Source organism: Paracoccus sp. IB05 (assembly GCF_016405985.1).
Lineage (GTDB): Bacteria > Pseudomonadota > Alphaproteobacteria > Rhodobacterales > Rhodobacteraceae > Pseudogemmobacter.
This window is the reverse complement of sequence record NZ_JAEFCF010000023.1, coordinates 37,468-62,600: the sequence shown is the minus strand read 5'-3', so window position 1 is coordinate 62,600 and position 25,133 is coordinate 37,468. Positions and strand designations below refer to the sequence as shown.

Here is a 25,133-nt window from a genome sequence, read left to right as displayed (position 1 = left end):
GAGGACGGATGCCGAGGCTCGACCGACATTCCCGGCTGGTCGGCTGGCTGAAAGTGGCGCTGCCGCTTTCGGCGCTGGCGCTCTTGTCGACGCTGTTCCTGCTGGCCGACCGCATCGATCCGACCGCCGCGATCCGCTATGCCGAAATCGATGTCGAAGATCTCGTGCGCGACCCCCGCATGACCGCGCCGACCTATGCCGGCACCACCTCGGATGGCAGCGCCATCACCATGACCGCCAGCGCCGCCCGGCCCGCCACTGGCACCCGCACTGCCGGGGCCAGCGATGTGGTGGTGCGCCTTGATATGCCAGGCGGCGGCAGCACCGATATCCGCGCCAAAGATGCCGAACTCGACACAGGATCCGATCAGCTGCGGCTTTCGGGCGGGGTCGAGATCGACACATCCTCGGGCTTGCACATCGTCACCGAGCGGCTGATCACCGCGCTTGACCGGTCAGGCGCCGCAAGCGACAGCGCGGTCACCGCAAGCGGCCCCCAGGTCACCATTGACGCCGAAAGATTCACCCTGACACAGCAGAGTGACACCGGGGCCGCCTCCCCCTATCTTCTGGTTTTCTCAGGCTCGGTAAAGCTGGTATATGAGCCAGGCGCACCAGGACGCGAAACGGATACGCCATGACACCGATTGCCCGCCTTTTGCTTTCGCCGCTGACGCTCATTCTGGCGCTGGCTGCATCGCCCGTCTTTGTGCAGCCCGCTTTGGCGCAGGGAGCGACAATCTCTTTCGGCCCGATGACCCAGGACACCAGCCTGCCGGTCGAGATCAAGGCCGATACGCTTTCGGTGAACAATGCCGATGGCTCGGCGGTGTTTACCGGCAATGTGCTGGTGGGCCAGGGCGAGATGCGCCTGACTGCGGCAGAGGTGCGGGTCGAATATGCCGCCGACAGCCGGGCGATCAGGCGTCTTCATGCCACCGGAGGCGTGACCATCGCCAGCGCGCAGGATGCCGCCGAATCACGCGAAGCGGTCTATGAAATCGACAGCGGGCTTGTCGTCATGACCGGTGATGTGCTGCTGACCCAGGGCGCCAGCGCGCTTTCCGGGCAAAAGCTGACGATCCGGATGAAATCCGGTACCGGCCTGATGGAGGGCGGCGTTTCGACCACCTTCCTGCCCGGAGCCAATTGATGGTTCTTGCCGATAATGTGCAGCCGCCGGCCGCCCGGGACGCGACCGAATCCGCCGGGCTGCAGATCCGCAACCTTCGGAAAAGCTACAAGAAACGCCCTGTTATCCGCGATGTGACCATGGATCTGCGGCGCGGCGAAGTGGTGGCGCTTCTGGGCCCCAATGGTTCGGGAAAGACCACCTGTTTCTATTCCATCGCCGGTCTTGTGACGCCCGAAGGCGGCCAGGTGCTGATTGACGGGCGCGATGTGACGCCTTTGCCGATGTATCGCCGTGCGCGGCTTGGCATTGGCTATCTGCCGCAGGAGGTCTCGATCTTTCGCGGCCTTTCGGTCGAGGACAATATCCTCGCCGTGCTGGAAATCGCCCATGCCGACCGCCACAAACGGCGCGAGCGGCTCGAAGAGCTGCTGTCGGAGTTTTCGATCACCCATCTGCGCCAGGCCCCTGCCCTGGCACTGTCGGGCGGCGAGCGCCGGCGGGTCGAAATCGCGCGCTGCCTTGCCGCTGATCCGAAATATCTCCTGCTCGATGAACCCTTCGCCGGGGTCGATCCGATTGCCGTCAATGAGATCCGGCACCTCGTCCAGGACCTGAAATCGCGCGGCATCGGGGTGCTGATCACCGATCACAACGTGCGAGAAACGCTGGGCATCGTCGACCGCGCCTATATCCTGCATGACGGCAAGGTGCTGATGTCGGGCACCACGGATGAAATCATCCGCGACGAGACCGTCCGCCGCGTCTATCTGGGCGAAAATTTTCGTATGGCCTGAGCCATTTGCGCGATCTCGTGCAGAGGTCTGACGATTCGGTTGACAGGCCGCGCGCGCTGTCACCAAATGGTCATATGAGCGCAAGCATTGCCCACCGCAACCGAGGTCAGGGCGGCCGTAAATGGCCCCGCCGCCTTGCGGTCTTTCCCGCCAGCCCCCAGATCAGAAAGACGACCCGACTGACGAGATGTCTTTGAAGACCCGGGTTCGTGACAGCATGTTCACCGGCCCGGCCCTGAAAGCAGAGGAGTTATCATGCGCTACCAGATCAGCGGCAAACAAATCGACATAGGTGAGGCCCTGACCACTCATGTCAAAGCCGAAATTGGCGAGTTGATCGAAAAATATGCGCAGCGTGCCACCGATTGCCTGGTGGTCTTCTCGCGCGCGGCGCATGAATCCGTCTGCGAGACGACGATCCACCTCGCCACCGGCCTGAATGTCTCGGCCAAAGGCAATGCAACGGAAATCTATGCCGCTTTCGAGAGCTGCCGCGAACGTCTGGACAAGCAGGTGCGCCGCTACAAGCGCCGGTTGCGCAGCCACCATGTCGATCGCAAGGGGCCAGTTGAATTCGGCGCCGCCTCGTCCTATATCCTCGCCCCATCCGAGGAACACGAGGATGCCGAGCCAGAAACCCTTGCTCCGGTCGTAGTTGCCGAGATGGAGACGAAGATTCCTTCGATCACCGTCGGCGAGGCCGTGATGCAAATGGAACTGGCGGGGCAAAAAATGCTCGTGTTTCGCAATGAAGGCCATGGGGGCGTGAACGTGGTGTATCGTCGTGACGACGGCAACATCGGCTGGATTGACCCTCGCAACAGCGGGTGACGGGCCGGTGCCCTTCCCTGCCTGACCACAGGATTTCTGCTTTCTCATGGAACTATCCAGTCTTCTCGTCCCCTCTGCCGTCCGCGTGGTCGGCCAGTTCACTTCGAAGAAACGCCTCTTCCAGGAGCTGGGGGATATCGCGCAATCGGCCTGGAGCATCCCGGCCGATCCCGCAGTAGACGGGTTGCAGGAACGTGAGACGCTGGGTCCGACCGGCGTGGGGCATGGCATCGCCCTGCCCCATGCGCGGATCGAAGAGCTTGATCGTATCGCCGGTATTTTCATCCGGCTGGAAAAGCCGCTGGATTATGATTCAGTCGACCGCCAGCCGGTGGATCTGATCTTCTGTCTGCTGGCGCCAAAGGATTCCGGGGTCGATCACCTGAAGGCACTGGCCCTGGTCAGCCGCACCATGCGCGACCAGAGCGTGGTCTCGAAACTGCGTTCCAACACCGATCCCGCAAAGCTGCATGCGATCCTCGTAGAGGCGCGCAGCACTCAGGAAGCGTAATTTCGCGCGGCCCGGGCGGGCGGCAGCCGGGGGTTTCACCCCCGGACCCCCAGAGTATTTTCCTCAAGCGGAAGCAGGCTGTCTTCCCCTTGACTTAAATACTCATCTCTCTGCCTGGGTCAGCCAAAGCGATGTCGCAGAACGTGCCTTCAATTTCGAGGATCACGAGCGACATCATCCCCGGACCAGGATCACTGCGCCCTCTGCGAAACTCAGCGGGCGAGAGCCGAAGATCGCCTGCAAGAACCGGGCCGGTTCCCTTCACCCCGGTCGGGGTGAAAGAGGTTATACGCAGGTATCTTACACTGAACAGACAGAAGACCCCGGGCACCACCAGCAGGTTCACCACCATGGTGCGCGCAGTCTCAGGGTCGCGCGCCTGCCCCTGGGCCCAGAAGAACGGACCGAGTGAAAAAACCGCGCAGTGACCCGAAACGAAGACGATCCGCCAGATCAGGGACGGGCTCAGAAGTCCCTCGCCGGCGCGAAGTGCATCACGGCCCGGCTGAGGGGGGGCAAAGGCCAGCACAAGACCCAGCCTGCCCGCGAGGATCAGGTTGATCCGGAGGATCTGCACGGGCCTCATCGGCATCGCAAAGCCGCAAAGGATCGCGAATGTCACCGCCAGCGCTTCGCCGTCATTGGTCGGCATTCTCCGGGCGATCACCTTGCGGATATTGTCCTGCACCTCCGCCACGACCGAGGCGAAATCATCATCCGTCAGCACCATTTGAGCGGCTTTTTTCGCGGCCTCTGTGCCCTTGATCCCCATCGCGCTACCGCCATCGACCGGTTTCAAGTCCGGCGCGTCATACACCCCGTCGCCGGTCATCGCCGCCACCCGGCCCCGCAACTCCAGCGTCTGGACGACGCGCAGCTCATGGTCGGGCGCGGTGCGCGTGAAGACATCCATACGCCCCACCGCAGCGGCGAATTCCGCCTCGGTGATCGCCATCCATCTCCTGGCCGCTGATCACCACGGGATCACCCGCCAGCCCCAGCTCCCGCGATGGCGCGGGCGGTAAAGCCGTGATCTCCGGTGATCATCTTCACCGCGATGCCGGCCCCGCTGCATTCCGCGATGGCCTGTTTCGCCTCATCGCGCGGCGGATCGATGACACCGGCGTGACCAAGGAGGACCAGCCCTTCGTCGAGACCGGCAAAGCTGATGCAGGCCTTATCCTCCGGCACCTCCTTCAGCGCGAAGCCCAGCACCCTTTCGCCCCTGGGGCGCAGTGCCGCGTCATTGCAAAGCATGCTGCAAAGAAGCAGATCGCGCATCGCGCCGGTGGCCTCAACCTGATACGCGCCGGGATCTTAGCCCGCACCGCCATCTCGTTGCGGGTCAGCGTGCCGGTCCTGTCAGAGCAGATCACCAGGATTGCACCAGGCGTCCCGACCGCCGGCAAGTGCCGCATCACGGCCTGGCGCGCCACCATGCGCCGCACCCCGAGTGCAAGCGTGATGGTGACCACTGCCGCCGCCATTCGGGCACCTGCCCGACCGCAAGCGCCACCACCGCCATCCGCGCCTCGTCCCAGGCGAAACCGCGCAGGGCAACTGCGATGACGAAGAGCAGCAGCGGGGCGGAAAAGGCAAAATCCGAAAAGCGGCGACCAAAGCCATTGATCCGGCGCAGCAGTGACGTCTCCAGCGTGCCGACCGCCGCCAGGAGCCCGCTGATCTGCCCGATCTGCGTCGCCTCTCCGGTCGCGACCACCACAGCAAGGGCCTCGCCCGTGGCGACCAATGCGCCGCAAAACGCCATCGAATGCCGATCCCCCGGCGGCGCATCGGCCAGGGCGGCGCAGCCGGTCACGCCCCCCGGCGGGATCGAGCCCTTCTGCGCCGCAAGCATCGCCGCCACCTTCTGCGCATGGGCCTCAGCTGCGGGTGCGCGCGTCAGCTCTGCTGTTCGTGCCACCACGCGGACCTGCCCTTTGTTTGTGGGTGATATTCGCGGTGCCACCGGGCGATGCGCATATCAACCATGGCGCGAAAGCCATACCGGTCCTTGATCCTGATCAGACCCGCACCGCCCGGCCGCGAGGACCGGGCGTCGCCCCAGGGAGGCAGGTTTTGTGATCACAACGGGGCACAATCCCCGGCCTGCAAAGGCTTTTTGATCATCACAATGTCGCGCTGACGCCGCGAAACCATGGAAAAGCCGACATTTTCCTGCCGGTTTCGGCTGTTATGGGGTTGTAATCCAGGGCCTGTATCTTCCATTTTGGAAACAACTTCCCCCCCGGTTTTCCCCGGAAACCTTTCGCGCCTTGTCTGTCATGACAAGCGAACCGCCGCAGCCGATCCCTTCGGGGCACGGATAGCGGTGTGTCAGAGCGTGGTTTCAGGCGCGCGCGCGGGCAGGGATATGACAAGCGACAAAACAGGAGTGACGGCCACAGAATGATCGAGCAGAACCTGATCCTCATTCTCGTGTTGCTGCCGTTTCTGGCAGCGATTGCCGCAGCCACGCTTCCGGTGAATTCCCATGGAGCGGCCGCCTGGGTCTCGGGCCTGTCGCTTGCCGGTGGCCTTGTGATTCTGATCACGCTTTACCCGCAGATCTCGGAAGATGAGGTGGTGCGCAGCCTTGTGCGCTGGCTGCCGATCCTGTCGATCAACCTGAATTTCCGGATGGATGGTTTCGCCTGGATGTTCACCTTCATCGTGCTGGCGATCGGCATTCTGGTGGTGATCTATGCGCGGTTCTATCTGGCAAAAACCGATCCGGTGCCACGGTTTTACAGCTTTCTGATGGCGTTCACCGGCGCGATGATCGGAATGCTCCTGTCCGGCAATATCCTGATGCTGGTCGTGTTCTGGGAACTGACCTCGATCATGTCCTTCCTCCTGATCGGCTATTGGCATCAGAGCCAGTCAGCCCGTGACGGTGCCCGGATGGCGCTGATCGTGACGGCGGGGGGCGGCGTTGCGCTGACGGTTGCCATGCTGGTTCTGGGCCAGATCGTTGGCGGCTATGATCTTGATCTGGTGCTGCGCTCGGGCGAGATCATCACCGCGCATCCGCTCTATCCGGTGGTGCTGGTGCTGTTCCTGATCGGCGCCTTCACCAAATCGGCGCAGTTCCCGTTTCATTTCTGGCTGCCCGGCGCCATGGCCGCGCCGACGCCGGTTTCGGCCTATCTGCATTCCGCGACCATGGTGAAGATGGGGGTCTTTCTGCTGATCCGCTTCCAGCCCAGCCTTGGCGCCACCGATCTGTGGTTCTGGCTGGTCTGCGGCATCGGGATGCTGACCTTCACGCTGGGCGCCGTGATCGCGCTGTTCCGCCACGACCTGAAGGGGTTGCTGGCCTATTCAACAATCTCGCATCTTGGCCTGATCACCGCGCTTGCGGGCATGGGGACCGAGGCCGCGATCATCGCCGCCATCTTCCACATCTGCAATCACGCCGCCTTCAAGGCGTCTTTGTTCATGACCGCCGGAATCATCGACCATGAGACCGGGACGCGCGATCTGCGCAAGCTTTCGGGCCTCCGAAAAGCCCTGCCAGTGACCTGCGTGCTGGCGGTGATCGCCTCGGCCGCAATGGCCGGTGTGCCGCTTCTGAACGGGTTTCTCTCGAAAGAGATGTTCCTGACCGAGACCATGGCCTTGCATGGCGGCAATGTGCTGGACAATGCCTTGCCCTGGATCGCGGCCTTCGCCTCGATCTTCTCGGTCGCCTATTCGCTGCGCCTCGTGATGGAGGTCTTTTTTGGCCCCGAGGCAAAGAACCTGCCCAATGAGCATGTGCATGAGCCGAAACACTGGATGCGGTTCCCGGTCGAGCTGCTGGTCGCGGTCTGTGTGGTGGTCGGCCTCCTGCCCTGGCTCGCCGATCCGATCCTGAATGTCGCAGGTCGCGCGGTTCTGGGGCCGGATATGCATGACGCGCATGTTGCGATCTGGCACGGGTTCAACACGCCGCTGATGATCAGCATTTTTGCGCTGGCGGCGGGGGCGGCGCTTTGGGTCACCGCGCGGGGCCGGATCAATGCCGGACCCGAGGGTCCGCCGGTATTGTACCGCATCCGCGCGCAGAAGATTTACGAATGGCTGCTGCTCAGGCTCACCTGGGTCTGGCCGCGCGCGCTGCACCGGCTGTTTGGCACCGAGCGGCTGCAGACGCAGCTCAGGCTTCTGGTGGTGCTTGGGATCTGCGCGGCTGCGGTCGCGGTCTGGGGCAACCTCGCCCCGGCGCAAAAGCGGATCGGCAATGAGCTGAACCCGGCCTTCGCGATCATGTGGCTGGTCGGTGGCGCCTGTGCCATCGGCGCGGCCTGGCAGGCGAAATATCACCGCTTTGCGGCACTGGTCCTGCTGGGCGGCGCCGGGCTCATCACCTGCGTCACCTTCGCCTGGTTCTCGGCCCCGGATCTCGCGGTGACCCAGCTGGTGGTCGAGATCGTGACGACGGTTCTTCTGCTGCTGGGTCTGCGCTGGCTGCCGAAACGGCGCGAAGAGATCGCGGGCGATGACCTTCTGATCTCAAAAGCGCGACGCGGGCGTGACCTGATCATCGCCGCCATTGGCGGCGGCGGGCTGGCCGCGCTGGCCTGGGTTGTGATGACCCGGCCGCTGGTCCCGAATATCGGCGACTGGTTCCTCAGGAACGCCTATTACGAAGGCGGCGGCACCAATACGGTGAATGTCATCCTCGTCGATTTCCGCGCCTTTGACACTTACGGCGAAATCACGGTTCTGGCGATTGTGGGCCTGACGGTCTATGCGCTGCTGCGCCGCTTCCGTCCCGGATCCGAAAGCATCGGCGCGCCCGAGCAACAACAGGGCTATGCCGCCGACCGGCTTGAGAATTTCATGCTGATCCCTTCGGTGATCATGCGCTGGATGTTCCCGGTGACGCTGGTGATCGCAGCCTATCTGTTCTTCCGTGGCCATGACCTGCCCGGCGGCGGCTTCTCGGCCGGCGTCACGGTCGCGATCGGGCTTTTGCTGCAATATATCGCGTCGAATGTGCGCTGGATCGAGGCGCGGATCATCATCCTGCCGATCCGCTGGATGGGATTTGGCCTGCTGATCGCTACCGCCACCGGCATCGGGGCCTGGCTTTTCGGCTATCCGTTCCTCACCGCACATGCGCGCTATCTTGATGTGCCGCTGATCGGCAAAGTGCCGATGGCGACCGCGATGGCCTTTGACCTTGGCGTCTTCCTTGCGGTGGTCGGCGCGACCGTGCTGCTGCTGATCGCGATTGCCCACCAAAGCCTGCGCGCCGCGCGTCTGCGCGAGCTGGAAGAGGAAAAGGCCGAAGAGAAAGCCGCGAAACAGAAAGGAGCCGCCTGATGGAAATCGTGCTTTCCGCCGCCATCGGGGTGTTCGCCGCATCGGGGATCTGGCTTTTGCTGCGCCCGCGCACCTTTCAGGTGATCATCGGCCTGTGCCTTTTGTCTTATGCGGTCAATATCTTCATCTTCTCGATGGGACGCCTGACCATCGGCAAGCCCGCGATCATGCCGAAAGGCGGCTGGATCAATGCCGCCGAATATGCCGACCCGCTGCCCCAGGCGCTGGTGCTGACCGCTATTGTCATCAGCTTTGCCACCACGGCGCTGTTTCTGGTGGTCATGATCGCCTCGAAAGGGCTGACCGGCACCGACCATGTCGATGGCCGCGAACCCGACCGCAGCGGTGAGACCAAATGATGCTTGCGACCGAACACCTGATCATTGCCCCGATCCTGATCCCGCTGATCGCGGGCGCCCTGATGCTGCTTTATGATGAGAGCCAGCGGAAGGCGAAGCTCGGGATCTCGATCGGCTCGACCATCGCGCTTTTGTTTGTCGCGATCGAACTGCTGAACCGCTCCAAAGGCTCGCCTTTGTCGGGCGGCAATGAGATCAGCTTTTACCTATTGGGCGACTGGGCGGTGCCCTTTGGCATCATCCTGGTGCTGGACCGCCTGTCGGCTCTGATGCTGCTTCTGGTCGCCCTGCTGGCGATCCCGACGATGATCTATGCCGGCGCCAACTGGCACAAGCAGGGCCAGCATTTCAATTCGATGTTCCAGTTCCTGCTGATGGGGCTGAACGGCGCGTTTCTGACCGGCGATATCTTCAACCTCTTCGTGTTTTTCGAAGTGCTGCTGGCGGCGTCCTACGGGCTTTTGCTGCATGGATCGGGCCAGGTGAAGGTGCGCGCCGGCATCCATTACATCGCGATGAACCTCGCCGGATCTTTGTTCTTCCTGATCGGGGTTTCGCTGATCTATGGCGTCACCGGCACGCTTTCGATGGCGCATCTGTCGCAGATGGTGGTCAATATCCCCGCGAGCGAGCGGCCGCTGTTCCATGCCGGGGCGGCGATCATGGGGGTCGCGTTTCTGGTAAAGGCCGGTCTCTGGCCTTTGTCCTTCTGGCTGCCGATCACCTATATGGCCTCGGCCGCGCCGGTCGCGGCGATGTTTTCCGTGATGACCAAGGTGGGCGTCTATGTGATCCTGCGCCTTTCCATGCTGTTCTTCGGTCTCGGCGCCGGGGCCTCGGCCGGTTTTGGCGCCGAAGTGCTGATCTGGGGCGGCATGGCCACGATGGTTTTCGGGATGCTGGGCGTGTTGAGCAGCCAGAGCCTTGGGCGCATGGCCGCGCATCTGGTGCTGATTTCCTCGGGAACCGTGTTGGCGGTGATCGGCCTTGCGCTTTCGGGGGGCGGCAGTTCGATGCTGTCGGGGGCGCTTTATTATATGGTGTCTTCGACGCTCGCGACCGCGACGCTGTTCCTGCTGCTGGAGCCGATGAGCCGCGAGGAAGGCGGTATTGCCGCCATGCTGGCCCTGACCGCCGACGCTTACGGGCTGGAAAAGGACGAGGATGAGGATGAAGAGGTCGGCCTGGCTATTCCGGGCACCATGACCATTCTGGGCCTCAGCTTTGGCGTCTGTCTGCTGGTGCTCGCGGGGCTGCCGCCTTTGTCGGGCTTTATCGGCAAAGTGGCGATCCTGTCGGGGATGCTCGGGGTCGGAGGCGTGCCGGCCTATCTGACCTGGACCTTCCTCGCGGTGCTGATGATCTCGGGCTTTGCCACCATCCTTGGCCTCGTGCGGATCGGGATCCAGACCTTCTGGGCCTCGGATTCGAAACCACCCAAGGTGCTGGCGATGGAATTCGCGCCGGTGATCCTGCTGGTCGCGATGATGCTCGCCATCACGGTGAAGGGGGATTCCGTGCTGCGCTATACCGATGCCACCTCGCGCGCGCTGCATGACCCGCTGGTCTATTCCGACGGAGTTTTCTCGACCCGGCGGACCGTCGGCGCGGAGGACCAGGAATGACCAGGCTCTTCCCGCATCCCCTTCTGACCTGCGCGCTGCTGCTTTTGTGGCTTTTGCTGACCAGTTTCTCGCTGGGCAATCTGGTGCTGGGCTTTGGCGTGGCCGCACTGGCCTCGCGCGCCCTTGCCGCCATCGAGCCGGAGCGGGTGAAACTGCGCGCCCCCATGGCCCTGGTGAGGCTCTTCTTCATCGTCGGGCTCGACATCATGCGGTCGAACTATGCGGTGGCCCGGCTGATCCTGACCGGCGGCCGGCATGGCAGGCGGCATTCCGGCTTTATCGAAATCCCGCTGCGCCTGCGCGATCCGGCGCCGCTGGCACTTTTGGCGATGATCATCACGGCCACGCCGGGCACCGCCTGGGTGGAATATGACGACGAGACCAGCACGCTTTTGCTGCATGTCTTCGATATGATCGAGACCGATGACTGGGTGAAACTGATCGGCACCCGCTATGAGTCCCTGTTGCTGGAGGCCTTTCCCGCATGAGCGCCCTCGTCATGTCCCTGGCCCTGGGCTATGCCCAGATCGCCCTCGCACTCGCCGCCTGTCTTGGCGGCTACCGGCTGCTTTACGGACCGCGGGCCCAGGACCGGGTGCTGGGGCTTGATACGTTCTACGTCACCGCGATGCTTTTGTTTGTCGTGACCGGAATCCGGGTCGGCTCGCCCTTTTTCTTTGAGGCCGCGATGGTGATCGGCGTCCTGGGCTTTGTCGCCACGGTCTCGCTTGCGAAATTCCTGATCCGGGGCGAGGTGATCGAATGACCTATCTCGAGACGCTTCCTGCCTGGATCGCGCTGCCGGTGGCCTTCTTCCTGGTGCTTGGCGCCACGCTGACGCTTTTGGGAACCGTCGGCCTTGCGCGGCTGCACAGCTTTTACGACCGGCTGCACGCCCCGACGCTCGGCACCTCCTGGGGGGCGGCGGGGATCCTGCTCGCCTCGATGATCCTCGTCAGCTGGACCGAGGGCCGCGCGGTCCTGCACGAGCTGGTGATCGGAATTTTCCTGATGATCACCACGCCGGTGACGATGATGTTCCTTGGCCGTGCCGCGCTGCACCGCGACCGGATCGAGGGAACTCCCGGCATCCCCGGGGCCGTCGCGCGCTCGGATGTGCCGATCGGGCCGGTCTCGCCGCCCGAGGGAGAAGCCGCCTTTGCCGATCCTGCGGATGCGCCGGGCGAAGACTGAGGCCGAGGACTGTGGCTGCAGCTCACATCCGCCGGAAATGACAAAGGGCAGCCCCTGAACGGCTGCCCTTCTGCATTGTGATATGCGGACTCTGGATCATTGGAGATCCGGGACTGTCTGGCTCTGGCTTCGCGCTGCGGGTGGCGACTGGCTGCCTGCTGCGAAGCTTGCGGGATGGTTGGCTGCCTGGCTGGCCGGACCGCCAGAGGCGGTCTTTCGCGTGCAGGGAGGCGAGGAGTCCTGTCGGTCCGACTGGCTGGATGATCCTGGGGGCTGGCCTGGGTGGCTTTGGGCTGCCGGGCGCGCTGCCGTCATCTTGCTGGCGGGAATTCTGTCGAGAGCTGGCTGACCCTGGCGCTTTGGCTAACGGCTGGCTTGCTGTCGTTGAGAATCGTTCTAAACCGGAAAATCGCATCCGTCAAGAAAAAGCAAATGGATTCAAATAGTTGACTATTTTAGTGAGGCTTTACCCGTAAAGTGAAACACTCGGAAATCTGTAAAATCGGGCCGGCACCGCGGCCCTGCCCCGATACTGGCACCCCTCCGAAGAACCTGGGCCTGACAGCTAGGCAGACCAAGAAGCACCGGTTAAGGTGAGCCAGACAAAACCTGTTACACCTCCGTTACATCGTGGTTATGTCCCCGATACATACCGGCTCTAGGCAGGCGGCGTCAGACATTCAATCCTGCCCCGGCCAATCCCGGCCAGGACAGGTCAAGCGGAGATCATAACAGTGACCCTCATCAACCGCCGTTCATTTGTCCGGGGCGCTGCTGTCGCCTCGCTCGCCGCCCCCCTCGTGTCGCGTGGGGCGCTGGCGCAGGGCTCGTCGGGCTCGGTCAATATCTTTGCCTGGGCCGGCTATATTTCCGACGACCTGCTGGCCGCTTTTGAAAAGGCCACCGGCATCAAGCCGACCTACACGCCCTATGGCACCAATGACGAATTGCTGAACCAGATGCGCGCCTCGAATGGCACCGGCTATGACATCATCTGGCCGGCGGTCGACCGCGTGCCGAACTATGTTGAATTCGGCCTCCTGAAAGAAATCGACGATTCGAAGGTCGAATGGGACAAGTGCCTGCCCTCGGCTGCGAAATCCTCGGAAGTGCTGGGCGCCGTGGTTGACGGCAAGCGCTACCAGGTTCCGACCGACTGGGGCACCGAGGCGCTGGCCTTCGACAGGAACGATAACCCGCTGGAATATGGCACCGCCTCTTACGGCGACATCTGGAAACCGGAATCGGCTGGCAAGGCCACCGTACGCGGCCATTCCGGCCTCGTCGGCCTGGCGCTGTGGATGGAATCGGAAGGCAAACTGCCGCATCCCTTCCTCGACAGCTTCAAAGACGAAGCCATCATGAAGGCCAATTACGACGTCGTGCTGGCCGAAGCGATTGCCCGCAAGGGAAATATCATCCAGTTCTGGTCGAATGAGAATGAGGCCCAGGGCGCCTTCCGCACCAATGGCGCCAAGATCGGCCAGACCTGGGACAGCTCGGCTGCGACCCTTGCGAAAGAAGGCCTCCCGGTTGGCTTCATTGCCCCGAAAGAAGGTGCCCTTGCCTGGATGGAAGGGATCTCGATCCCGACCGGCGCGCAGAATGTCGATCAGGCCTATGCCTTCCTGAACTTCATGCTGTCGCCCGAGGCCGGCGCGCTTTACGCCAATCACACCTCGATCAACTCGACCGCCGTCGGCGCCGAGGCGCATCTGTCGGAAGCCTCGCGCACCTTCTTCACCGGCGCCTATCCGGGCGATGCGCTGGAGAAGCTGTGGTGGTGGCCGGTGCAGGAAAACTGGTTCGTTGCCCTGCGCAACGAATACCAGGACAAGTTCCTCTCGGCCTGATCTGACCTTTCACAAGACCCGCTGCGGCGCGCAACCTCGCGCCGCAGCCTTTCCATTGAGCAACTGGCGAGAGAACCCGCATGTCGCATTCGGTCGAACTGATCGACGTTGAACAGGCTTTTGGCGATGTGAAGGCGGTTCACCACTTCTCGGCCCATATTGCCGGGGGGGAATTCTTTTCGATCCTGGGCCCTTCGGGATGCGGCAAGACGACACTGTTGCGCCTGATCGCGGGCTTTACCGAGCCAACCGCGGGCCGCGTGCTGATCGGCGACAAGGATATGGCCGGCATTCCGGCAGACCGTCGCCCGACCGCGATGATCTTCCAGTCGCTCGCCTTGTTCCCGCTGATGCCGGTCTGGGAAAATATCGCTTTCGGGCTTGAGGCGCGCGGCGTGCCGAAAGCGCAGCGCCGCAAACGCGCGGAAGAATTGCTCGAGCTCATCGCACTTCCGGGCTATGGAACGCGCATGGTGCATGAGCTCTCCGGCGGTCAGCGCCAGCGGGTCGCCATCGCCCGCGCGCTGGCGGTAGAGCCGCAGGTCCTCTTGCTGGACGAGCCGCTTTCCGCGCTTGATCTGAAACTGCGCCAGCATATGCGGGCGGAACTGCGCGCCCTGCAAAAACGCACCGGCGTCACCTTCATCTATATCACCCATGACCAGTCCGAAGCGCTGGCCATGTCTGACCGCGTGGCGGTCATGAATGCAGGCGTGTTGCAACAGATTGCCACCCCGCAAGAGCTTTATGCCAATCCCGCCACGCCCTTCACGGCGCGGTTTGTCGGCGAAACCAATGGTATCATCGGCACGGTGCGCGGGCTTGAGGCTGGCCTCGCCACCCTTACCACCGCCGAGGGCCGTTTCACCGGCCGCGCCGGCGCCGGCCTTGAAGATGGCGAGCGCGCCAGCATCTTCATCCGCCCCGAAGCCATGGCGCTGAGCCGCATCGCGCTCCCCAACAGCCTGAGCGCCCGCGCCGTTTCGCTGGAATATGAGGGCGCGAGCGCCATGCTGCGCGCCGTCTCGGAACATGGCCAGGAATTGCTGGCCACCGTCCCGAACCGCCAGCTTGGCGAGGCACCGCAAGCCGGCGAACAGATCTGGCTGAGCTTCCAGCCCGAAGAGGCGCTGATCCTTTCCGAGAAGGGCGCCGCCGCATGACTGAAATGATCAAACGTTTCGGGCCGGGCCTTGGCGGGTTTTTCATCGCCCTGGTCGCGCTCTGGATCATCGGCATGGTGCTGGCGCCCAATCTGATGATGCTGAATTTCTCGCTGAAGCCGATGCTGTTTCCCAATGACATCGGCGGGCCGAAGGATGTCTATACGGTCGAGAATTACACCGCGCTGTTTGGCGACAGGGTCCATCGCGCGATCTTTCTGAAAACCGTCTGGGGCTCGGGCCTCGTCATGCTGGCGACGCTGGCGATCACCTATCCGCTGGCCTTCTGGATGGCCAAGGTCGCGACCATCCGCGGCGCACGCGCCATGCTGATTGCGCTGATCATTCCCTTCTGGATCAATGAGGTGCTGCGGACGCTGGCCTGGTTCATCATCCTTTCCTTCAACGGCCCGCTGAACGCTTTCCTTCTCTCGATCGGGTTGATCGACGCGCCGGTACGCTGGCAGGGTGACTTCGGCGTGCTGGCCGGAATGGTCTATGCCTATATCCTCTTCATGCTCTTCCCGATCTACAATTCGATCTCGACGCTGGAGACCGCACAGCTTGAAGCCGCGAAGAACCTCGGCGCCTCGACCTGGCGGATCCACCGGCGGATCGTGATCCCCCATGCCAAAGCCGGGATCGCGACAGGCTGCGTCTTCACCTTCATGCTGGCGGCCGGGTCTTATGTGGCACCTGCACTGCTCGGATCGCCCGGGAGCCGCTGGTTCACCGAGATCATCTACAACTGGTTCTTTGAGGGCGGAAACTGGAACCGGGGCGCGGCCTATGCGCTGGTGCTGCTGGTTCTGTGCATGGCGGTGGTGATGGTCACGCTGAAGATCTTCCGCGTCAATCTGGCGGATGTTGCGAAATGACGATGACCAGCCCCGTCACCGCCCGCCCCGCCGCCCGCCCTGTCAAGGCCCTCGACCGCCTGTCCCGCGCTTTGCCGAAACTGCTGTTCATCGCCTATCTGACACTGTTTCTGGCCTATCTCTTCCTGCCACTGATCATCATGTCGGCGGCAACCTTCAACACCTCGAAATTCCCGACGGTCACGCCCTGGCTTGGCACCACGATGGGCTGGTTTCAGGAGCTGTGGAACGACAAGGCAATGTGGAAGGCGCTGTGGCTTTCCCTCGGGATCGGCCTCGCGGTGGTTGCTTTCGCTTTGCCGGTCGGCACCGCCGCCGCTTTGTTCCTCACCAGCCTCGATGCACGTGCGAGGGGGATTTTCTACGCGGTCATGGTGTCGCCCCTGCTGACGCCCGGCGTGGCCATCGGGATCGCCACGCTGATCCTGTGGCGCCAGGCCGGGATCGGCGGCGGCACCTTCCTGATCGTGCTGGCCCAGGCGACCTTTATCACCGCCTATGTCATGCTGATGGTGGTCGCGCGGCTGCAAAGGTTCGACCGCGCCCAGGAAGAGGCAGCGCTTGGCCTTGGCGCGTCGAAATGGATGATCTTCCGCCGGGTTTTGCTGCCATTCCTGAAACCGGCGCTGATCGCGGCGGCGTTCATCGCCTTCCTGCAATCCTTCGAGAACTACAACACGACGCTGTTTGTCCGTGGCACCGACACGCCGCTGACCGTCTATATCGCGACCAAGGTCCGCACCGGGCTGACGCCTGCGGTTAACGCCCTTGCCCTGATCCTGATCGCACTGACCATTGTCACAGCCCTGGTGATGGAACTGAACCGCCGTCGCAAAGAAGGCGGGCGCAAAGAAGGCTAAGCCAGCGCGGCGGCAATGCGCTCTGCAAGCTGCCGCGCGACCTGCTCTTTGTGCATCCGGGGCCAGGTCTCGGCGCCCTGATCCGTGATCAGAACCACCGCGTTTTCCGTCCCGCCCATGATCCCAGTGGCGGGCGAGACATCATTCGCGACGATCCAGTCGCAGCCTTTCCTGAGCCGTTTCGCCGTCGCGTGTTCCACCACATCGGTGGTCTCGGCCGCAAAACCGACAACGAGGCGCGGACGCGGGCTGCCTTTGGACACCTCCGCCAGAATATCCTCATTCTCGGCAAAGTGCAGCGCGGGCAGGTTCCCGGTGCCATCCTTCTTGATCTTCTGCGCGCCCTGATTGGCCACGCGCCAGTCTGCGACTGCCGCCGCCATCACCGCCGCATCCGCCGGCAGCGCAGCCTTCACCGCACGCGCCATTTCGGCCGCCGTCTCGACCGCGACCACATCCACCCCCTGCGGCGGCGGCACAACTGCCGGGCCGGTGACAAAGGTCACCCTCGCCCCCAGATCCCGCAGCGCGCCCGCAATCGCCGTCCCCTGCGCGCCGGAGGACCGGTTCGCAATATAGCGCACCGGGTCAATCGGCTCATGCGTCGGGCCGGAGGTCACCAGCACATGTTTGCCGCGCAGGGGCTTTGGCCCGAAAGCGGCCTCGATCGCCGCAAGGATCACCGCAGGCTCTGCCAGCCGCCCGGCGCCGACCTCGCCGCAGGCCATCTCGCCCTGGTCCGGGCCAACCACCAGCACACCATCCTCTTGCAGGGTCGCAAGGTTGCGCTGCGTCGCCGGGTGGTGCCACATACGCACATTCATCGCCGGCGCGATCATGACCCGTTTGTCGGTCGCCAGAAGCAGGGTCGAGGCCAGGTCATCCGCCCGGCCCGTCGCCATCTTCGCCATAAGATCGGCGGTCGCGGGCACGACTACCAGCAGATCCGCCGCCCGCGACAGCTGGATATGGCCCATTTCGGCCTCATCCATCAGATCGAACAGTTCCTGGTAATGCCGCTCTCCGGCCAGCGCCGACAGCGACAGAGCTGTCACGAATTCCGCCCCGGCTTTCGTCAGGACCGGGGTCACCGAAGCGCCCGCCTTGCGCAGCAGCCGCACCAGTTCCAGCGCCTTATAGGCCGCGATGCCGCCACCCACGATCAGAAGAATGCGTTTACCGGCAAGCATGACTGGCCCTCCATTGCGAAAGGGAACTTAGGTTGCATGCGGCGGGAACTCAATCGTCACGCCGCTGGCACATCGCGGCGCCCGCGCTATAGTCGCGCCATGATCCTGCTCCCTCCCTTCACCCTGATCACCGGCGGTGCCCGTTCCGGGAAATCCGCCTGTGCCGAGCGCCTTGCCTTCGGGTCAGGGCTGAAGCGGCGCTATATTGCCACCGCCCAGGCCTTCGACACCGAGATGGCCGAGCGCATCCGCCAGCATCGCGAAGACCGTGGTCCGGACTGGGAGACTTTCGAGACCCCGTTCGACGCCGCCCCCGCCGTCGCCGCCGCGCCCGGGGGCAGTGTGACGCTGTTTGATTGCGCGACGCTCTGGCTGACCAATCATCTTCTGGCGGAAAACGACATTGAAAATGAGACCGAGGTGCTCCTGATCGCGCTGGCCGCCGCCCGCGGCCCGGTGATCATGGTCACGAATGAGGTCGGCCAGGGCATCGTTCCCGGCGATGCGCTGTCCAGGCGGTTTCGCGATGAACAGGGGCGGCTGAACCAGCGTCTGGCGCAGCAGGCCGGACTGGTCGTCGCGGTGATGTGCGGCCTGCCGCTGGCCCTGAAAGGAACACTCCCTGAGGTGGCGCGATGAGCCGCTTCTGGCTGGTGCGCCACGGCCCGACCCATGCGAAAGCGATGGTGGGCTGGACCGATATTCCCGCCGATCTGTCGGATCATGCGCAGATCGCGCGGCTGAACGCTTATCTGCCGGATGTCCCGGTGGTGTCCTCGGACCTGTCGCGTGCGATCTGCACCGCCGACTGTCTCGCGCCCCGCCTGCGCCTGGCCCATGACCCGGATCTGCGCGAGATCCATTTCGGCGCCTGGGAGATGAAGACCTATGCCGAAGCCGAAGTCTCCGACCCTGTCCTGATCCGCGCCTTCTGGGACCAGGCGGGTACCCCACGCGCGCCGGGCGGAGAGAGCTGGGACGATCTGACCGCCCGGATCGGAACCGCGCTGAACCGCCTGGCCGAACAGGCCGATGAGCTGATCATCGTCGCCCATTTCGGCGCGATCCTTGCAGCGGTGCAGCTGGCAGGCGGTCTCACCGCGGCTGAGGTGCTGTCGCATAAAATCGACAATCTCTCGGTGACTTCGATCGGGTTCCGCCCGGGCCAGCTGCATCAGATCAATCACATTCCGTGATGGATCCGGCCACAATTCAGCATTTCCCTTCCTGGCCACTGCCCGCCAGGCTGCGCGCCAAAGGAGACCCGGGATGAGTTACGATCTGGTGATCGGCGACCGCGCCTATTCCAGCTGGTCGCTGCGCGGCTGGCTGTTGTTTGATGCATTTGGAATTCCGGTGCGGCTGCACACGGCCCGGCTCTATTCCGACGAATTGCCGCGCCTGCTTGCCAGTTATGCGCCCTCGCGCACCGCACCGACCGCACGGATGCCCGAAGGCACCGTGGTCTCAGAAAGCCTCGCCATCGCCGAGGAACTGGCCAGCCGCCACCCGGAGGCCGGTCACTGGCCAAAGGATCCCGCCCATCGCGCCACGGCGCGAATGCTGGCCTCGGAAATGCATGCCGGTTTCGGCGCGCTGCGCGACTATTGCCCGATGAATCTGCGGGTGTCCTACCAGGACGCGCAACCGCCCGAGGCGGTGCTGAACGACCTCGCCCGGCTCGAGGTGATCTGGGATCACGCACGCCGGGTCTCTGGCGGGCGCGGCCCCTGGCTTTGCGGCGATTATTCGGCAGCAGATGTGTTTTTCGCGCCGGTTGCGGCCCGGATCGCGGGCTACAACCTGCCGGTCGGTGCGGCGGCCAGCGCCTATGTGAACGCGCATCTTGCGCATCCGTCATTCCGGCGCTGGCGCGCAATGGGGCTGGTGGATGGCGCGGATCAACAGGTTTACCGCCGCGACTGGCCGCGCCGCGACTGGCCCGGCCCGGTGCCGCTGCCCGCGAAAGCGGTCGCGGGAACCGAAGCCGAGAACGCGGCCTGCCCCTATTCCGGCAAGCCGGTGACACATGTTCTGGAACTGACCGGGCGCCGGCTCGGGTTTTGCAACGCGTTTTGCCGCGACAAGACCGCGGCCGATCCGGAAGCCTGGCCCGCCTTCATGGCACTGCTCCGGGGTGTTACGGTGTGACAGGCCTTACGGTGTGACAGGCCCCGCCGTGTCGGAAGGTGATTTCGTTAACCCTTCGCTAACCGGTCTTCGCGCAAGCTGAGCCCTTCGGGCAAGGGGAAGCGCGCATGATCGCCAGCGCCTATAGCGTGGCTTTTGAAGGGGTTGAGGCGCGGCTGGTCGAGGTGCAATGCGCGATCCAGGGCGGGGCCGCGGCTTTCATGCTTGTCGGCATGGCCGACAAGGCGGTAAGCGAATCGCGCGAAAGGGTGCGCAGCGCGCTGCAATCCCTGTCCATCGCGCTGCCGAACCGGCGCATCACCATCAACCTCGCGCCGGCGGATCTGCCGAAAGAGGGCAGCCATTTCGACCTGCCGATTGCGCTGGCGCTGCTGGCGGCCATCGACATCCTGCCCCGCGATGAGGTCGCGCGGGTCCTCGCCCTGGGCGAGCTGTCGCTGGATGGCCGCCTGCTGCCGGTCGTCGGCGCTCTGCCTGCGGCGCTTGCCGCTGCCGAAGAGGAATGCACCCTGCTCTGCCCCAGTGCCTCCGGTGCGGAAGCGGCCTGGGTTGGCGCGACTGAAGTCATCGCCGCTGCTTCACTGGCCGAGGTGGTACGCCATTTCACCGGTCAGGCGGTGCTGACGCCACCGCGCCCGGGAGAGATCCGGCCTGGCGCCGCCGGGCCTGACCTGCGTGAGGTCAGAGGCCAGGAACGCGCCAAACGCGCGCTTGAAATTGCGGCCGCCGGACGCCACCACCTTCTGATGACCGGCACGCCAGGATCAGGGAAAAGCATGCTCGCCGCGCGTCTCCCCGGGCTTTTGCCCGGGTTGAGCCCGGCCGAGGCACTGGAAACCTCGATGATCCATTCCCTCGCGGGGCTGCTGACCGGCGGCGGCATTTCGCGCAGCCGCCCATTTCGCACGCCGCATCACACTGCATCGATGGCGGCGATGTCAGGGGGCGGGCGTGGCGCGAAACCGGGCGAGATCAGTCTTGCGCATAATGGTGTCCTGTTTCTTGATGAATTGCCCGAGTTTTCCCGCCAGGTGCTGGAAGTGCTCCGCCAGCCGATCGAGACCGGGGAAGTGACCGTCGCCCGCGCAAATGCGCATATCCGCTATCCGAGCCGTTTCCAGCTGGTTGCCGCCGCCAATCCCTGCCGCTGTGGCTATCTGACCGACCCCTCCCGCGCCTGCGCAAGGGTGCCGGTCTGCGGGGCGGAATATCTGGGGCGGATCTCTGGCCCGCTGATGGACCGGATCGACCTGCGAATTGAAATTCCGCCGGTCGCGTTCACGGATCTTGACCTGCCGGCGAATGGCGAAAGCTCTGCCGTCGTCGCGGCCCGGGTGCAGGCCGCGCGCGATGTCCAGGCCGATCGGCTGGGGGCCGAGGGGCAGACCAATGCCGATCTCGCCGGCGAATCGCTTGAGCGCTTTGCCAGCCCCGATGCCGGGGGCCGCGCGCTGATCGGCCTGCTGGCCGACCGCATGGGATTGTCTGCGCGCGGCTATCACCGCCTGTTGCGGGTCGCCCGATCAATCGCGGATCTCGAGGGCAGCGACGCGCTGCGCCGCAACCATATTGCCGAAGCGGCCTCCTACCGGCTCTCGCCGGGCGCAATCGGATAGGGTCAGCCGGCGCGCTTCGCTTCGATCGCCTGCCAGATTTTCTCGGCGGCATTGGTGCCGTCAAACCGCTCCAGCTCCTGAATGCCGGTGGGCGAGGTCACGTTGATCTCGGTCAGCCAGTCACCGATCACGTCGATACCGACGAAGATCTGGCCATGTTCGCGCAGGGTCGGGCCGATACGGCGGCAGATCTCGAGATCGCGGTCGCTGAGCCCGATCTTTTCGGGCCGCCCGCCCACATGCATATTTGAACGCGTCTCACCCGCCTGCGGCACCCGGTTGATCGCACCAACCGGTTCACCATCGACCAGAATAACCCGCTTGTCGCCCTTGGCCACGGCGGGGAGGAATTTCTGTACGATCATCGGTTCACGCGACATCGAGGTAAAGAGCTCGTAAAGCGACGAAAGGTTGCGGTCATTCTCATCCAGCCGGAACACACCGGCGCCGCCATTGCCGTAAAGCGGCTTGAGAATGATGTCGCCATGCCGGGCCTTGAAGGCGCGAATCGTTTCAAGATCGCGGGCGATGGCTGTCGGAGGGGTGAGGTCGGGGAACCGCAGCACGAGCAGCTTTTCCGGGAAGTTCCGGACCCAGAACGGATCATTGACCACCAGCGTTTTTGTCCGGATCAGGTCGAGCAGATGGGTCGTGGTGATATACCCCATGTCGAATGGCGGATCCTGGCGCAGCCAGACGACATCGAAATCGGCGAGATCGACCTCGGTCTCCGCGCCGAAACTGACATGATTGCCCTTTTCGCGGCGCAGCTCGATCCATTGGCCACGCGCGAGGACCCGCCCTTCGACAAAGGCCAGCCGGTCGGGGGTGTAGAAAAACAGCCTGTGCCCGCGGATCTGGGCCTCCAGCGCAATGCGGAAAGTGGAATCGGCGTCGATATTGACCGATCCGATCGGGTCCATCTGAAGGGCGACCTTGAGTGCCATAACATGCTCCGGCTGTTCTGCCCCTTTGATGCCGCAAGGCGGCAGCCGATGCAAACCCGTCTGTGCCTTTTGCCAGGCTTTGGATCAGAGAAAAAAGGCAGCCTCTGCGATGTCGATGCGCCCCAGGCCATCAACCAGCGCCAGATCAAAACGCATATCCACAATTGTCATCGGATCGCGGCCGCCCAGGTGGATTTCCCGGAGATATTCCTCGGCACAGGCGCCAAGCCGGATCTGCTGCGCGTGCCCGAAATACCCGGCTGCGATATCATGACTGCGCGCGCTTTTGACTTCGACGATTGCGAGATCATCGCCTTTGCCGGCAATAATATCGATCTCGCCGGCTGCCCCACGCCAGCGCCTGGCGAGGATCTTATAGCCCTGCGCCTGATATTTGCGGGCAACCGCTTCTTCGGCCGCGAGGCCGGTCAGATGGCTGCACAATCCGCGTCTTCGCCGCGCAGAGGGAACGATATCATCCTGAACGAAATCAAGGGGCATGGCAGGTCCTGCGTCATTCCGGTTTCTGACTGCGCGCAAGGGCCATCTGATAGACCTCACGGCGCGGCACATTCAGAGTTTGCGCGACAAATGCTGCTGCTTCCTTAACGCGCATCGTTGCAAGGGCCTGATCCAGCGCCACGGCGATGGATTCCAGTCCGACCTGTTCGGGCGCGCCGCGATCGACAACCAGCACGATCTCGCCCTTTGGGTCCTGATCACCAAGACGTTCAAGCACTTCGGCCAGCGACCCACGCAGGATTTCTTCGTGTCTTTTGGTCAGCTCGCGGCACACAGCAACCGGTCGGTCCGGCCCGCAGATCGCGATCAGCTCCGCAAGCGTCTTACGGATCCGGCGGGGCGATTCGTACAGCACCAGGGTCGCGTCGCCGCGCGTGGCCCCGGTGAGAAACCGCTGCCTCTCGCCTGCGGCGACCGGCGGAAAGCCCGCGAAGAGGAAGCGGTCAGTCGGCAACCCGGCCACCGCCAAAGCGGCCAGCAGCGCCGAGGCCCCGGGGGCGGCCAGCACCTTCGCCCCCGCCTCCACCGCCGCCCGCGCCAGGCCAAAGCCCGGATCCGAGATCAGCGGTGTCCCCGCTTCCGAGGCATAGGCCACCGATTTGCCCTCGGCGAGAAGCCCGGTGATCCGTGATGCGATGCCTTTCTCGTTATGGTCATGCACCGCGATCAGCGGTCGTCCCTCCAGCGCGATGCCGTGGATCTCCATCAGGTGCCGGAGCGTCCTGGTATCCTCGGCCGCCAGCACATCGGCCCCGGCAAGGATATCCAATGCCCTGAGCGTGATGTCACGCGCCGCCCCGATCGGAGTGGCGACCATATGCAGACCAGGCTCGACCCGACCGGCGGAGGCCCGCCAGCGGGGAGAATTTTCCGAACTTCCCACCATCTCATTCCTCTGCGCGCGTTTACTTCGATCCCGGAAACAACTAACCTTCGCGCTGTCGTCGCGCCCTTGTTCAGGGCGGTTCCCGCGTGAGGAGACCTGATGTTGTCCGCATTCCCGATGGCCCGCAAGTCCCTGGGCCGGTTCCTTTTTGTCTTCTTCGCGCTCTTTGCTGCCGCCTGCGTTCCGCAAGGCGGTGGCGGCGGCACGCCCGGCAAATCCGACCGTTCAAAGCCGGTACAGGTGGCGCTGCTGGTGCCCGGCGGGTCCGGCCAGGCCAGTGACCAGATCCTCGCCAACAGCCTGACCAATGCCGCGCGCCTTGCTGCCGCCGATCTTTCGGGCGTGAAGATCGATCTTCGCATCTACCAGACCGGCGGCAACCCGTCGCAGGCTTCTGCCGCCGCGATCCAGGCCGTGGCCGAAGGCGCCGAAATCATCCTCGGCCCGGTCTTCGCGCAGGAGGCCAATGCCGCAGGCGTCGCCATGGCCGGCAAGGGGATCAATGTCCTCGCCTTCTCGAACAATGTCGATATCGCCGGCGGCAATGTCTTTGTGCTGGGCCCGACCTTCGACAATGCGGCCCGCCGCATGGCCTCTTACGCGGTCAGACAGGGCCGCAACCGCATCATGATCGTGCATGAGAAGAATAGCGCAGGCGAGGCCGGCAAGCGCGCCATCCAGCGCGGGGTCTCGGCCGCAGGCGGCACGGTCGTGGGCGTCGCCTCTTATGATTTCAGCCAGCAGGGCGTATCGGCTGCCGCACCGGGCATCGTCTCCACTGTGCGCGACACCGGGGCCTCGGCCCTGTTCCTGACCGCGGATACCGCAGGCGCGCTGCCGCTTTTGAGCCAGCTGCTGCTGGACAATGGCCTTGACCGCAATGCCGCGAAATTCCTTGGCCTGACCCGCTGGGATGTCCCGGCCCAGACCCTCGGTCTTCCGGGGATCCAGGGCGGCTGGTTCACCCTGCCCGACCCCAATCTCTATGCACAGTTCCAGAACCGCTACCAGGCCTCTTACGGCGCGGCACCGCATCCGATTGCCGGTCTCGCCTATGACGGGATCGCTGCCATCGGCGCGCTGGCGCGGCAGGGCAATGACCTGTCCGCAGGCTCGCTGACGCAGAATGCCGGTTTCGTGGGCGTTTCCGGCATCTTCCGGCTGCGCAGCAATGGCACCAATGAACGCGGCCTCGCCGTCGCCGAAATCCGCAACAATCAGGTGGTCGTGATTGACCCTGCGCCCCGCAGCTTCTCCGGCGCCGGGCTCTGATCCGGCCCCGCGCAAGCGGGCTGGACAGAGGGC

The 25,133-nt window shown here is 63.9% G+C and carries 27 protein-coding genes; 20 read left to right on the top strand and 7 right to left on the bottom strand.

Annotated elements, in window-relative coordinates:
- The first annotated feature begins 8 nt into the window (after positions 1 to 8).
- From lptC to JC607_RS15515, 5 genes are all read left to right on the top strand, one after another.
- Positions 9 to 641, top strand: a complete 633-nt coding sequence (lptC, locus tag JC607_RS15535) for an LPS export ABC transporter periplasmic protein LptC (protein WP_198837816.1) — start codon at positions 9 to 11, stop codon at positions 639 to 641.
- Positions 638 to 1,153, top strand: a complete 516-nt coding sequence (locus JC607_RS15530; protein ID WP_198837815.1) for an LptA/OstA family protein — start codon at positions 638 to 640, stop codon at positions 1,151 to 1,153. The genes lptC and JC607_RS15530 overlap by 4 nt, the downstream gene beginning before the upstream one ends.
- A complete protein-coding gene (gene lptB / locus JC607_RS15525) occupies positions 1,153 to 1,929 on the top strand; it encodes an LPS export ABC transporter ATP-binding protein (RefSeq protein ID WP_198837814.1) in 777 nt (258 codons plus the stop codon). The genes JC607_RS15530 and lptB overlap by 1 nt, the downstream gene beginning before the upstream one ends.
- Positions 1,930 to 2,184: 255 nt before the next feature.
- Entirely contained in the window at positions 2,185 to 2,760 is a 576-nt protein-coding gene (gene hpf / locus JC607_RS15520; RefSeq protein WP_092899688.1) for a ribosome hibernation-promoting factor, HPF/YfiA family, read from the top strand.
- Between the two features lie 46 nt (positions 2,761 to 2,806).
- Positions 2,807 to 3,271 carry a PTS sugar transporter subunit IIA gene (locus JC607_RS15515; protein WP_198837813.1) on the top strand — a complete coding sequence of 155 codons (465 nt, stop codon included), beginning with the start codon at positions 2,807 to 2,809 and terminating at the stop codon, positions 3,269 to 3,271.
- Between the two features lie 94 nt (positions 3,272 to 3,365).
- Here the strand turns inward: JC607_RS15515 and JC607_RS15510 are convergent, their stop codons facing one another.
- From JC607_RS15510 to JC607_RS15500, 3 genes are all read right to left on the bottom strand, one after another.
- Positions 3,366 to 4,226: a cation transporting ATPase C-terminal domain-containing protein gene (locus JC607_RS15510; protein WP_198837812.1), complete on the bottom strand. Its 861-nt coding sequence runs from the start codon at positions 4,224 to 4,226 to the stop codon at positions 3,366 to 3,368.
- A gap of 29 nt (positions 4,227 to 4,255) precedes the next feature.
- Positions 4,256 to 4,552, bottom strand: a complete 297-nt coding sequence (locus JC607_RS15505) for a hypothetical protein (RefSeq protein WP_198837811.1) — start codon at positions 4,550 to 4,552, stop codon at positions 4,256 to 4,258.
- Between the two features lie 136 nt (positions 4,553 to 4,688).
- A complete protein-coding gene (locus tag JC607_RS15500; protein ID WP_198837810.1) occupies positions 4,689 to 5,195 on the bottom strand; it encodes a hypothetical protein in 507 nt (168 codons plus the stop codon).
- A 485-nt stretch (positions 5,196 to 5,680) separates the two neighbouring features.
- Between JC607_RS15500 and JC607_RS15495 the strand changes: the two genes are divergently transcribed.
- From JC607_RS15495 to JC607_RS15450, 10 genes are all read left to right on the top strand, one after another.
- Positions 5,681 to 8,584 carry a monovalent cation/H+ antiporter subunit A gene (locus JC607_RS15495; RefSeq protein ID WP_198837809.1) on the top strand — a complete coding sequence of 968 codons (2,904 nt, stop codon included), beginning with the start codon at positions 5,681 to 5,683 and terminating at the stop codon, positions 8,582 to 8,584.
- Positions 8,584 to 8,943, top strand: a complete 360-nt coding sequence (locus tag JC607_RS15490; protein WP_092899698.1) for a Na+/H+ antiporter subunit C — start codon at positions 8,584 to 8,586, stop codon at positions 8,941 to 8,943. The genes JC607_RS15495 and JC607_RS15490 overlap by 1 nt, the downstream gene beginning before the upstream one ends.
- Positions 8,940 to 10,568: a monovalent cation/H+ antiporter subunit D gene (locus tag JC607_RS15485; RefSeq protein WP_198837808.1), complete on the top strand. Its 1,629-nt coding sequence runs from the start codon at positions 8,940 to 8,942 to the stop codon at positions 10,566 to 10,568. The genes JC607_RS15490 and JC607_RS15485 overlap by 4 nt, the downstream gene beginning before the upstream one ends.
- The gene (locus tag JC607_RS15480) at positions 10,565 to 11,056 is read left to right on the top strand and encodes a Na+/H+ antiporter subunit E (protein WP_198837807.1); all 492 of its coding nucleotides are present in this window, start codon (positions 10,565 to 10,567) and stop codon (positions 11,054 to 11,056) included. Before JC607_RS15485 ends, JC607_RS15480 begins: the two co-directional genes overlap by 4 nt.
- The gene (locus JC607_RS15475) at positions 11,053 to 11,334 is read left to right on the top strand and encodes a K+/H+ antiporter subunit F (protein WP_198837806.1); all 282 of its coding nucleotides are present in this window, start codon (positions 11,053 to 11,055) and stop codon (positions 11,332 to 11,334) included. The genes JC607_RS15480 and JC607_RS15475 overlap by 4 nt, the downstream gene beginning before the upstream one ends.
- The gene (gene mnhG, locus JC607_RS15470; protein ID WP_198837805.1) at positions 11,331 to 11,762 is read left to right on the top strand and encodes a monovalent cation/H(+) antiporter subunit G; all 432 of its coding nucleotides are present in this window, start codon (positions 11,331 to 11,333) and stop codon (positions 11,760 to 11,762) included. The genes JC607_RS15475 and mnhG overlap by 4 nt, the downstream gene beginning before the upstream one ends.
- 734 nt (positions 11,763 to 12,496) lie before the next feature.
- Positions 12,497 to 13,615, top strand: coding sequence for an extracellular solute-binding protein (locus tag JC607_RS15465; protein WP_198837804.1), 1,119 nt, complete (start codon positions 12,497 to 12,499; stop codon positions 13,613 to 13,615).
- An 80-nt stretch (positions 13,616 to 13,695) separates the two neighbouring features.
- The gene (locus tag JC607_RS15460; protein WP_198837803.1) at positions 13,696 to 14,778 is read left to right on the top strand and encodes an ABC transporter ATP-binding protein; all 1,083 of its coding nucleotides are present in this window, start codon (positions 13,696 to 13,698) and stop codon (positions 14,776 to 14,778) included.
- Entirely contained in the window at positions 14,775 to 15,656 is an 882-nt protein-coding gene (locus tag JC607_RS15455) for an ABC transporter permease (RefSeq protein WP_198837802.1), read from the top strand. The genes JC607_RS15460 and JC607_RS15455 overlap by 4 nt, the downstream gene beginning before the upstream one ends.
- On the top strand, positions 15,653 to 16,516 hold the full coding sequence (locus JC607_RS15450; protein ID WP_233092935.1) for an ABC transporter permease: 864 nt from the start codon (positions 15,653 to 15,655) through the stop codon (positions 16,514 to 16,516). The genes JC607_RS15455 and JC607_RS15450 overlap by 4 nt, the downstream gene beginning before the upstream one ends.
- Here the strand turns inward: JC607_RS15450 and coaBC are convergent.
- A complete protein-coding gene (gene coaBC, locus JC607_RS15445; protein WP_198837801.1) occupies positions 16,513 to 17,706 on the bottom strand; it encodes a bifunctional phosphopantothenoylcysteine decarboxylase/phosphopantothenate--cysteine ligase CoaBC in 1,194 nt (397 codons plus the stop codon). The two genes, JC607_RS15450 and coaBC, sit on opposite strands and share 4 nt — an antisense overlap.
- Positions 17,707 to 17,805: 99 nt before the next feature.
- On the opposite strand from coaBC, the gene cobU reads away from it, so the two are divergent.
- The 4 genes from cobU to JC607_RS15425 all read left to right on the top strand — a co-directional run bounded on the left by cobU (position 17,806) and on the right by JC607_RS15425 (position 21,473).
- The gene (gene cobU, locus JC607_RS15440) at positions 17,806 to 18,345 is read left to right on the top strand and encodes a bifunctional adenosylcobinamide kinase/adenosylcobinamide-phosphate guanylyltransferase (RefSeq protein WP_198837833.1); all 540 of its coding nucleotides are present in this window, start codon (positions 17,806 to 17,808) and stop codon (positions 18,343 to 18,345) included.
- Positions 18,342 to 18,902, top strand: a complete 561-nt coding sequence (locus JC607_RS15435; protein ID WP_198837800.1) for a histidine phosphatase family protein — start codon at positions 18,342 to 18,344, stop codon at positions 18,900 to 18,902. Before cobU ends, JC607_RS15435 begins: the two co-directional genes overlap by 4 nt.
- A gap of 73 nt (positions 18,903 to 18,975) precedes the next feature.
- A complete protein-coding gene (locus JC607_RS15430) occupies positions 18,976 to 19,857 on the top strand; it encodes a glutathione S-transferase (protein WP_198837799.1) in 882 nt (293 codons plus the stop codon).
- Positions 19,858 to 19,964: 107 nt separating this feature from the next.
- Positions 19,965 to 21,473, top strand: coding sequence for a YifB family Mg chelatase-like AAA ATPase (locus JC607_RS15425; RefSeq protein ID WP_198837798.1), 1,509 nt, complete (start codon positions 19,965 to 19,967; stop codon positions 21,471 to 21,473).
- Positions 21,474 to 21,475: 2 nt separating this feature from the next.
- Here JC607_RS15425 and gshB read toward each other — a convergent pair whose 3' ends face one another.
- The 3 genes from gshB to rsmI all read right to left on the bottom strand — a co-directional run bounded on the left by gshB (position 21,476) and on the right by rsmI (position 23,828).
- Positions 21,476 to 22,420, bottom strand: coding sequence for a glutathione synthase (gene gshB, locus JC607_RS15420; RefSeq protein ID WP_198837797.1), 945 nt, complete (start codon positions 22,418 to 22,420; stop codon positions 21,476 to 21,478).
- A gap of 84 nt (positions 22,421 to 22,504) precedes the next feature.
- Positions 22,505 to 22,921, bottom strand: a complete 417-nt coding sequence (locus tag JC607_RS15415) for a YraN family protein (protein ID WP_198837796.1) — start codon at positions 22,919 to 22,921, stop codon at positions 22,505 to 22,507.
- A 13-nt stretch (positions 22,922 to 22,934) separates the two neighbouring features.
- Entirely contained in the window at positions 22,935 to 23,828 is an 894-nt protein-coding gene (gene rsmI, locus JC607_RS15410) for a 16S rRNA (cytidine(1402)-2'-O)-methyltransferase (RefSeq protein WP_198837795.1), read from the bottom strand.
- Positions 23,829 to 23,927: 99 nt separating this feature from the next.
- Between rsmI and JC607_RS15405 the strand changes: the two genes are divergently transcribed.
- Positions 23,928 to 25,100, top strand: coding sequence for a penicillin-binding protein activator (locus JC607_RS15405; protein WP_198837794.1), 1,173 nt, complete (start codon positions 23,928 to 23,930; stop codon positions 25,098 to 25,100).
- Positions 25,101 to 25,133: the final 33 nt, after the last annotated feature.

What these genes read in the sequence shown, in the direction of transcription:
- lptC (WP_198837816.1), top strand. Translation starts at nt 9, where the DNA reads ATGCCGAGGCTCGACCGACATTCCCGGCTGGTCGGCTGGCTGAAAGTG.
- JC607_RS15530 (WP_198837815.1), top strand. Translation starts at nt 638, where the DNA reads ATGACACCGATTGCCCGCCTTTTGCTTTCGCCGCTGACGCTCATTCTG.
- lptB (WP_198837814.1), top strand. Translation starts at nt 1,153, where the DNA reads ATGGTTCTTGCCGATAATGTGCAGCCGCCGGCCGCCCGGGACGCGACC.
- hpf (WP_092899688.1), top strand. Translation starts at nt 2,185, where the DNA reads ATGCGCTACCAGATCAGCGGCAAACAAATCGACATAGGTGAGGCCCTG.
- JC607_RS15515 (WP_198837813.1), top strand. Translation starts at nt 2,807, where the DNA reads ATGGAACTATCCAGTCTTCTCGTCCCCTCTGCCGTCCGCGTGGTCGGC.
- JC607_RS15510 (WP_198837812.1), bottom strand. Translation starts at nt 4,226, where the DNA reads ATGGCGATCACCGAGGCGGAATTCGCCGCTGCGGTGGGGCGTATGGAT.
- JC607_RS15505 (WP_198837811.1), bottom strand. Translation starts at nt 4,552, where the DNA reads ATGCGCGATCTGCTTCTTTGCAGCATGCTTTGCAATGACGCGGCACTG.
- JC607_RS15495 (WP_198837809.1), top strand. Translation starts at nt 5,681, where the DNA reads ATGATCGAGCAGAACCTGATCCTCATTCTCGTGTTGCTGCCGTTTCTG.
- JC607_RS15490 (WP_092899698.1), top strand. Translation starts at nt 8,584, where the DNA reads ATGGAAATCGTGCTTTCCGCCGCCATCGGGGTGTTCGCCGCATCGGGG.
- JC607_RS15485 (WP_198837808.1), top strand. Translation starts at nt 8,940, where the DNA reads ATGATGCTTGCGACCGAACACCTGATCATTGCCCCGATCCTGATCCCG.
- JC607_RS15480 (WP_198837807.1), top strand. Translation starts at nt 10,565, where the DNA reads ATGACCAGGCTCTTCCCGCATCCCCTTCTGACCTGCGCGCTGCTGCTT.
- JC607_RS15475 (WP_198837806.1), top strand. Translation starts at nt 11,053, where the DNA reads ATGAGCGCCCTCGTCATGTCCCTGGCCCTGGGCTATGCCCAGATCGCC.
- mnhG (WP_198837805.1), top strand. Translation starts at nt 11,331, where the DNA reads ATGACCTATCTCGAGACGCTTCCTGCCTGGATCGCGCTGCCGGTGGCC.
- JC607_RS15460 (WP_198837803.1), top strand. Translation starts at nt 13,696, where the DNA reads ATGTCGCATTCGGTCGAACTGATCGACGTTGAACAGGCTTTTGGCGAT.
- JC607_RS15455 (WP_198837802.1), top strand. Translation starts at nt 14,775, where the DNA reads ATGACTGAAATGATCAAACGTTTCGGGCCGGGCCTTGGCGGGTTTTTC.
- JC607_RS15450 (WP_233092935.1), top strand. Translation starts at nt 15,653, where the DNA reads ATGACGATGACCAGCCCCGTCACCGCCCGCCCCGCCGCCCGCCCTGTC.
- coaBC (WP_198837801.1), bottom strand. Translation starts at nt 17,706, where the DNA reads ATGCTTGCCGGTAAACGCATTCTTCTGATCGTGGGTGGCGGCATCGCG.
- cobU (WP_198837833.1), top strand. Translation starts at nt 17,806, where the DNA reads ATGATCCTGCTCCCTCCCTTCACCCTGATCACCGGCGGTGCCCGTTCC.
- JC607_RS15435 (WP_198837800.1), top strand. Translation starts at nt 18,342, where the DNA reads ATGAGCCGCTTCTGGCTGGTGCGCCACGGCCCGACCCATGCGAAAGCG.
- JC607_RS15430 (WP_198837799.1), top strand. Translation starts at nt 18,976, where the DNA reads ATGAGTTACGATCTGGTGATCGGCGACCGCGCCTATTCCAGCTGGTCG.
- JC607_RS15425 (WP_198837798.1), top strand. Translation starts at nt 19,965, where the DNA reads ATGATCGCCAGCGCCTATAGCGTGGCTTTTGAAGGGGTTGAGGCGCGG.
- gshB (WP_198837797.1), bottom strand. Translation starts at nt 22,420, where the DNA reads ATGGCACTCAAGGTCGCCCTTCAGATGGACCCGATCGGATCGGTCAAT.
- JC607_RS15415 (WP_198837796.1), bottom strand. Translation starts at nt 22,921, where the DNA reads ATGCCCCTTGATTTCGTTCAGGATGATATCGTTCCCTCTGCGCGGCGA.
- rsmI (WP_198837795.1), bottom strand. Translation starts at nt 23,828, where the DNA reads ATGGTGGGAAGTTCGGAAAATTCTCCCCGCTGGCGGGCCTCCGCCGGT.
- JC607_RS15405 (WP_198837794.1), top strand. Translation starts at nt 23,928, where the DNA reads ATGTTGTCCGCATTCCCGATGGCCCGCAAGTCCCTGGGCCGGTTCCTT.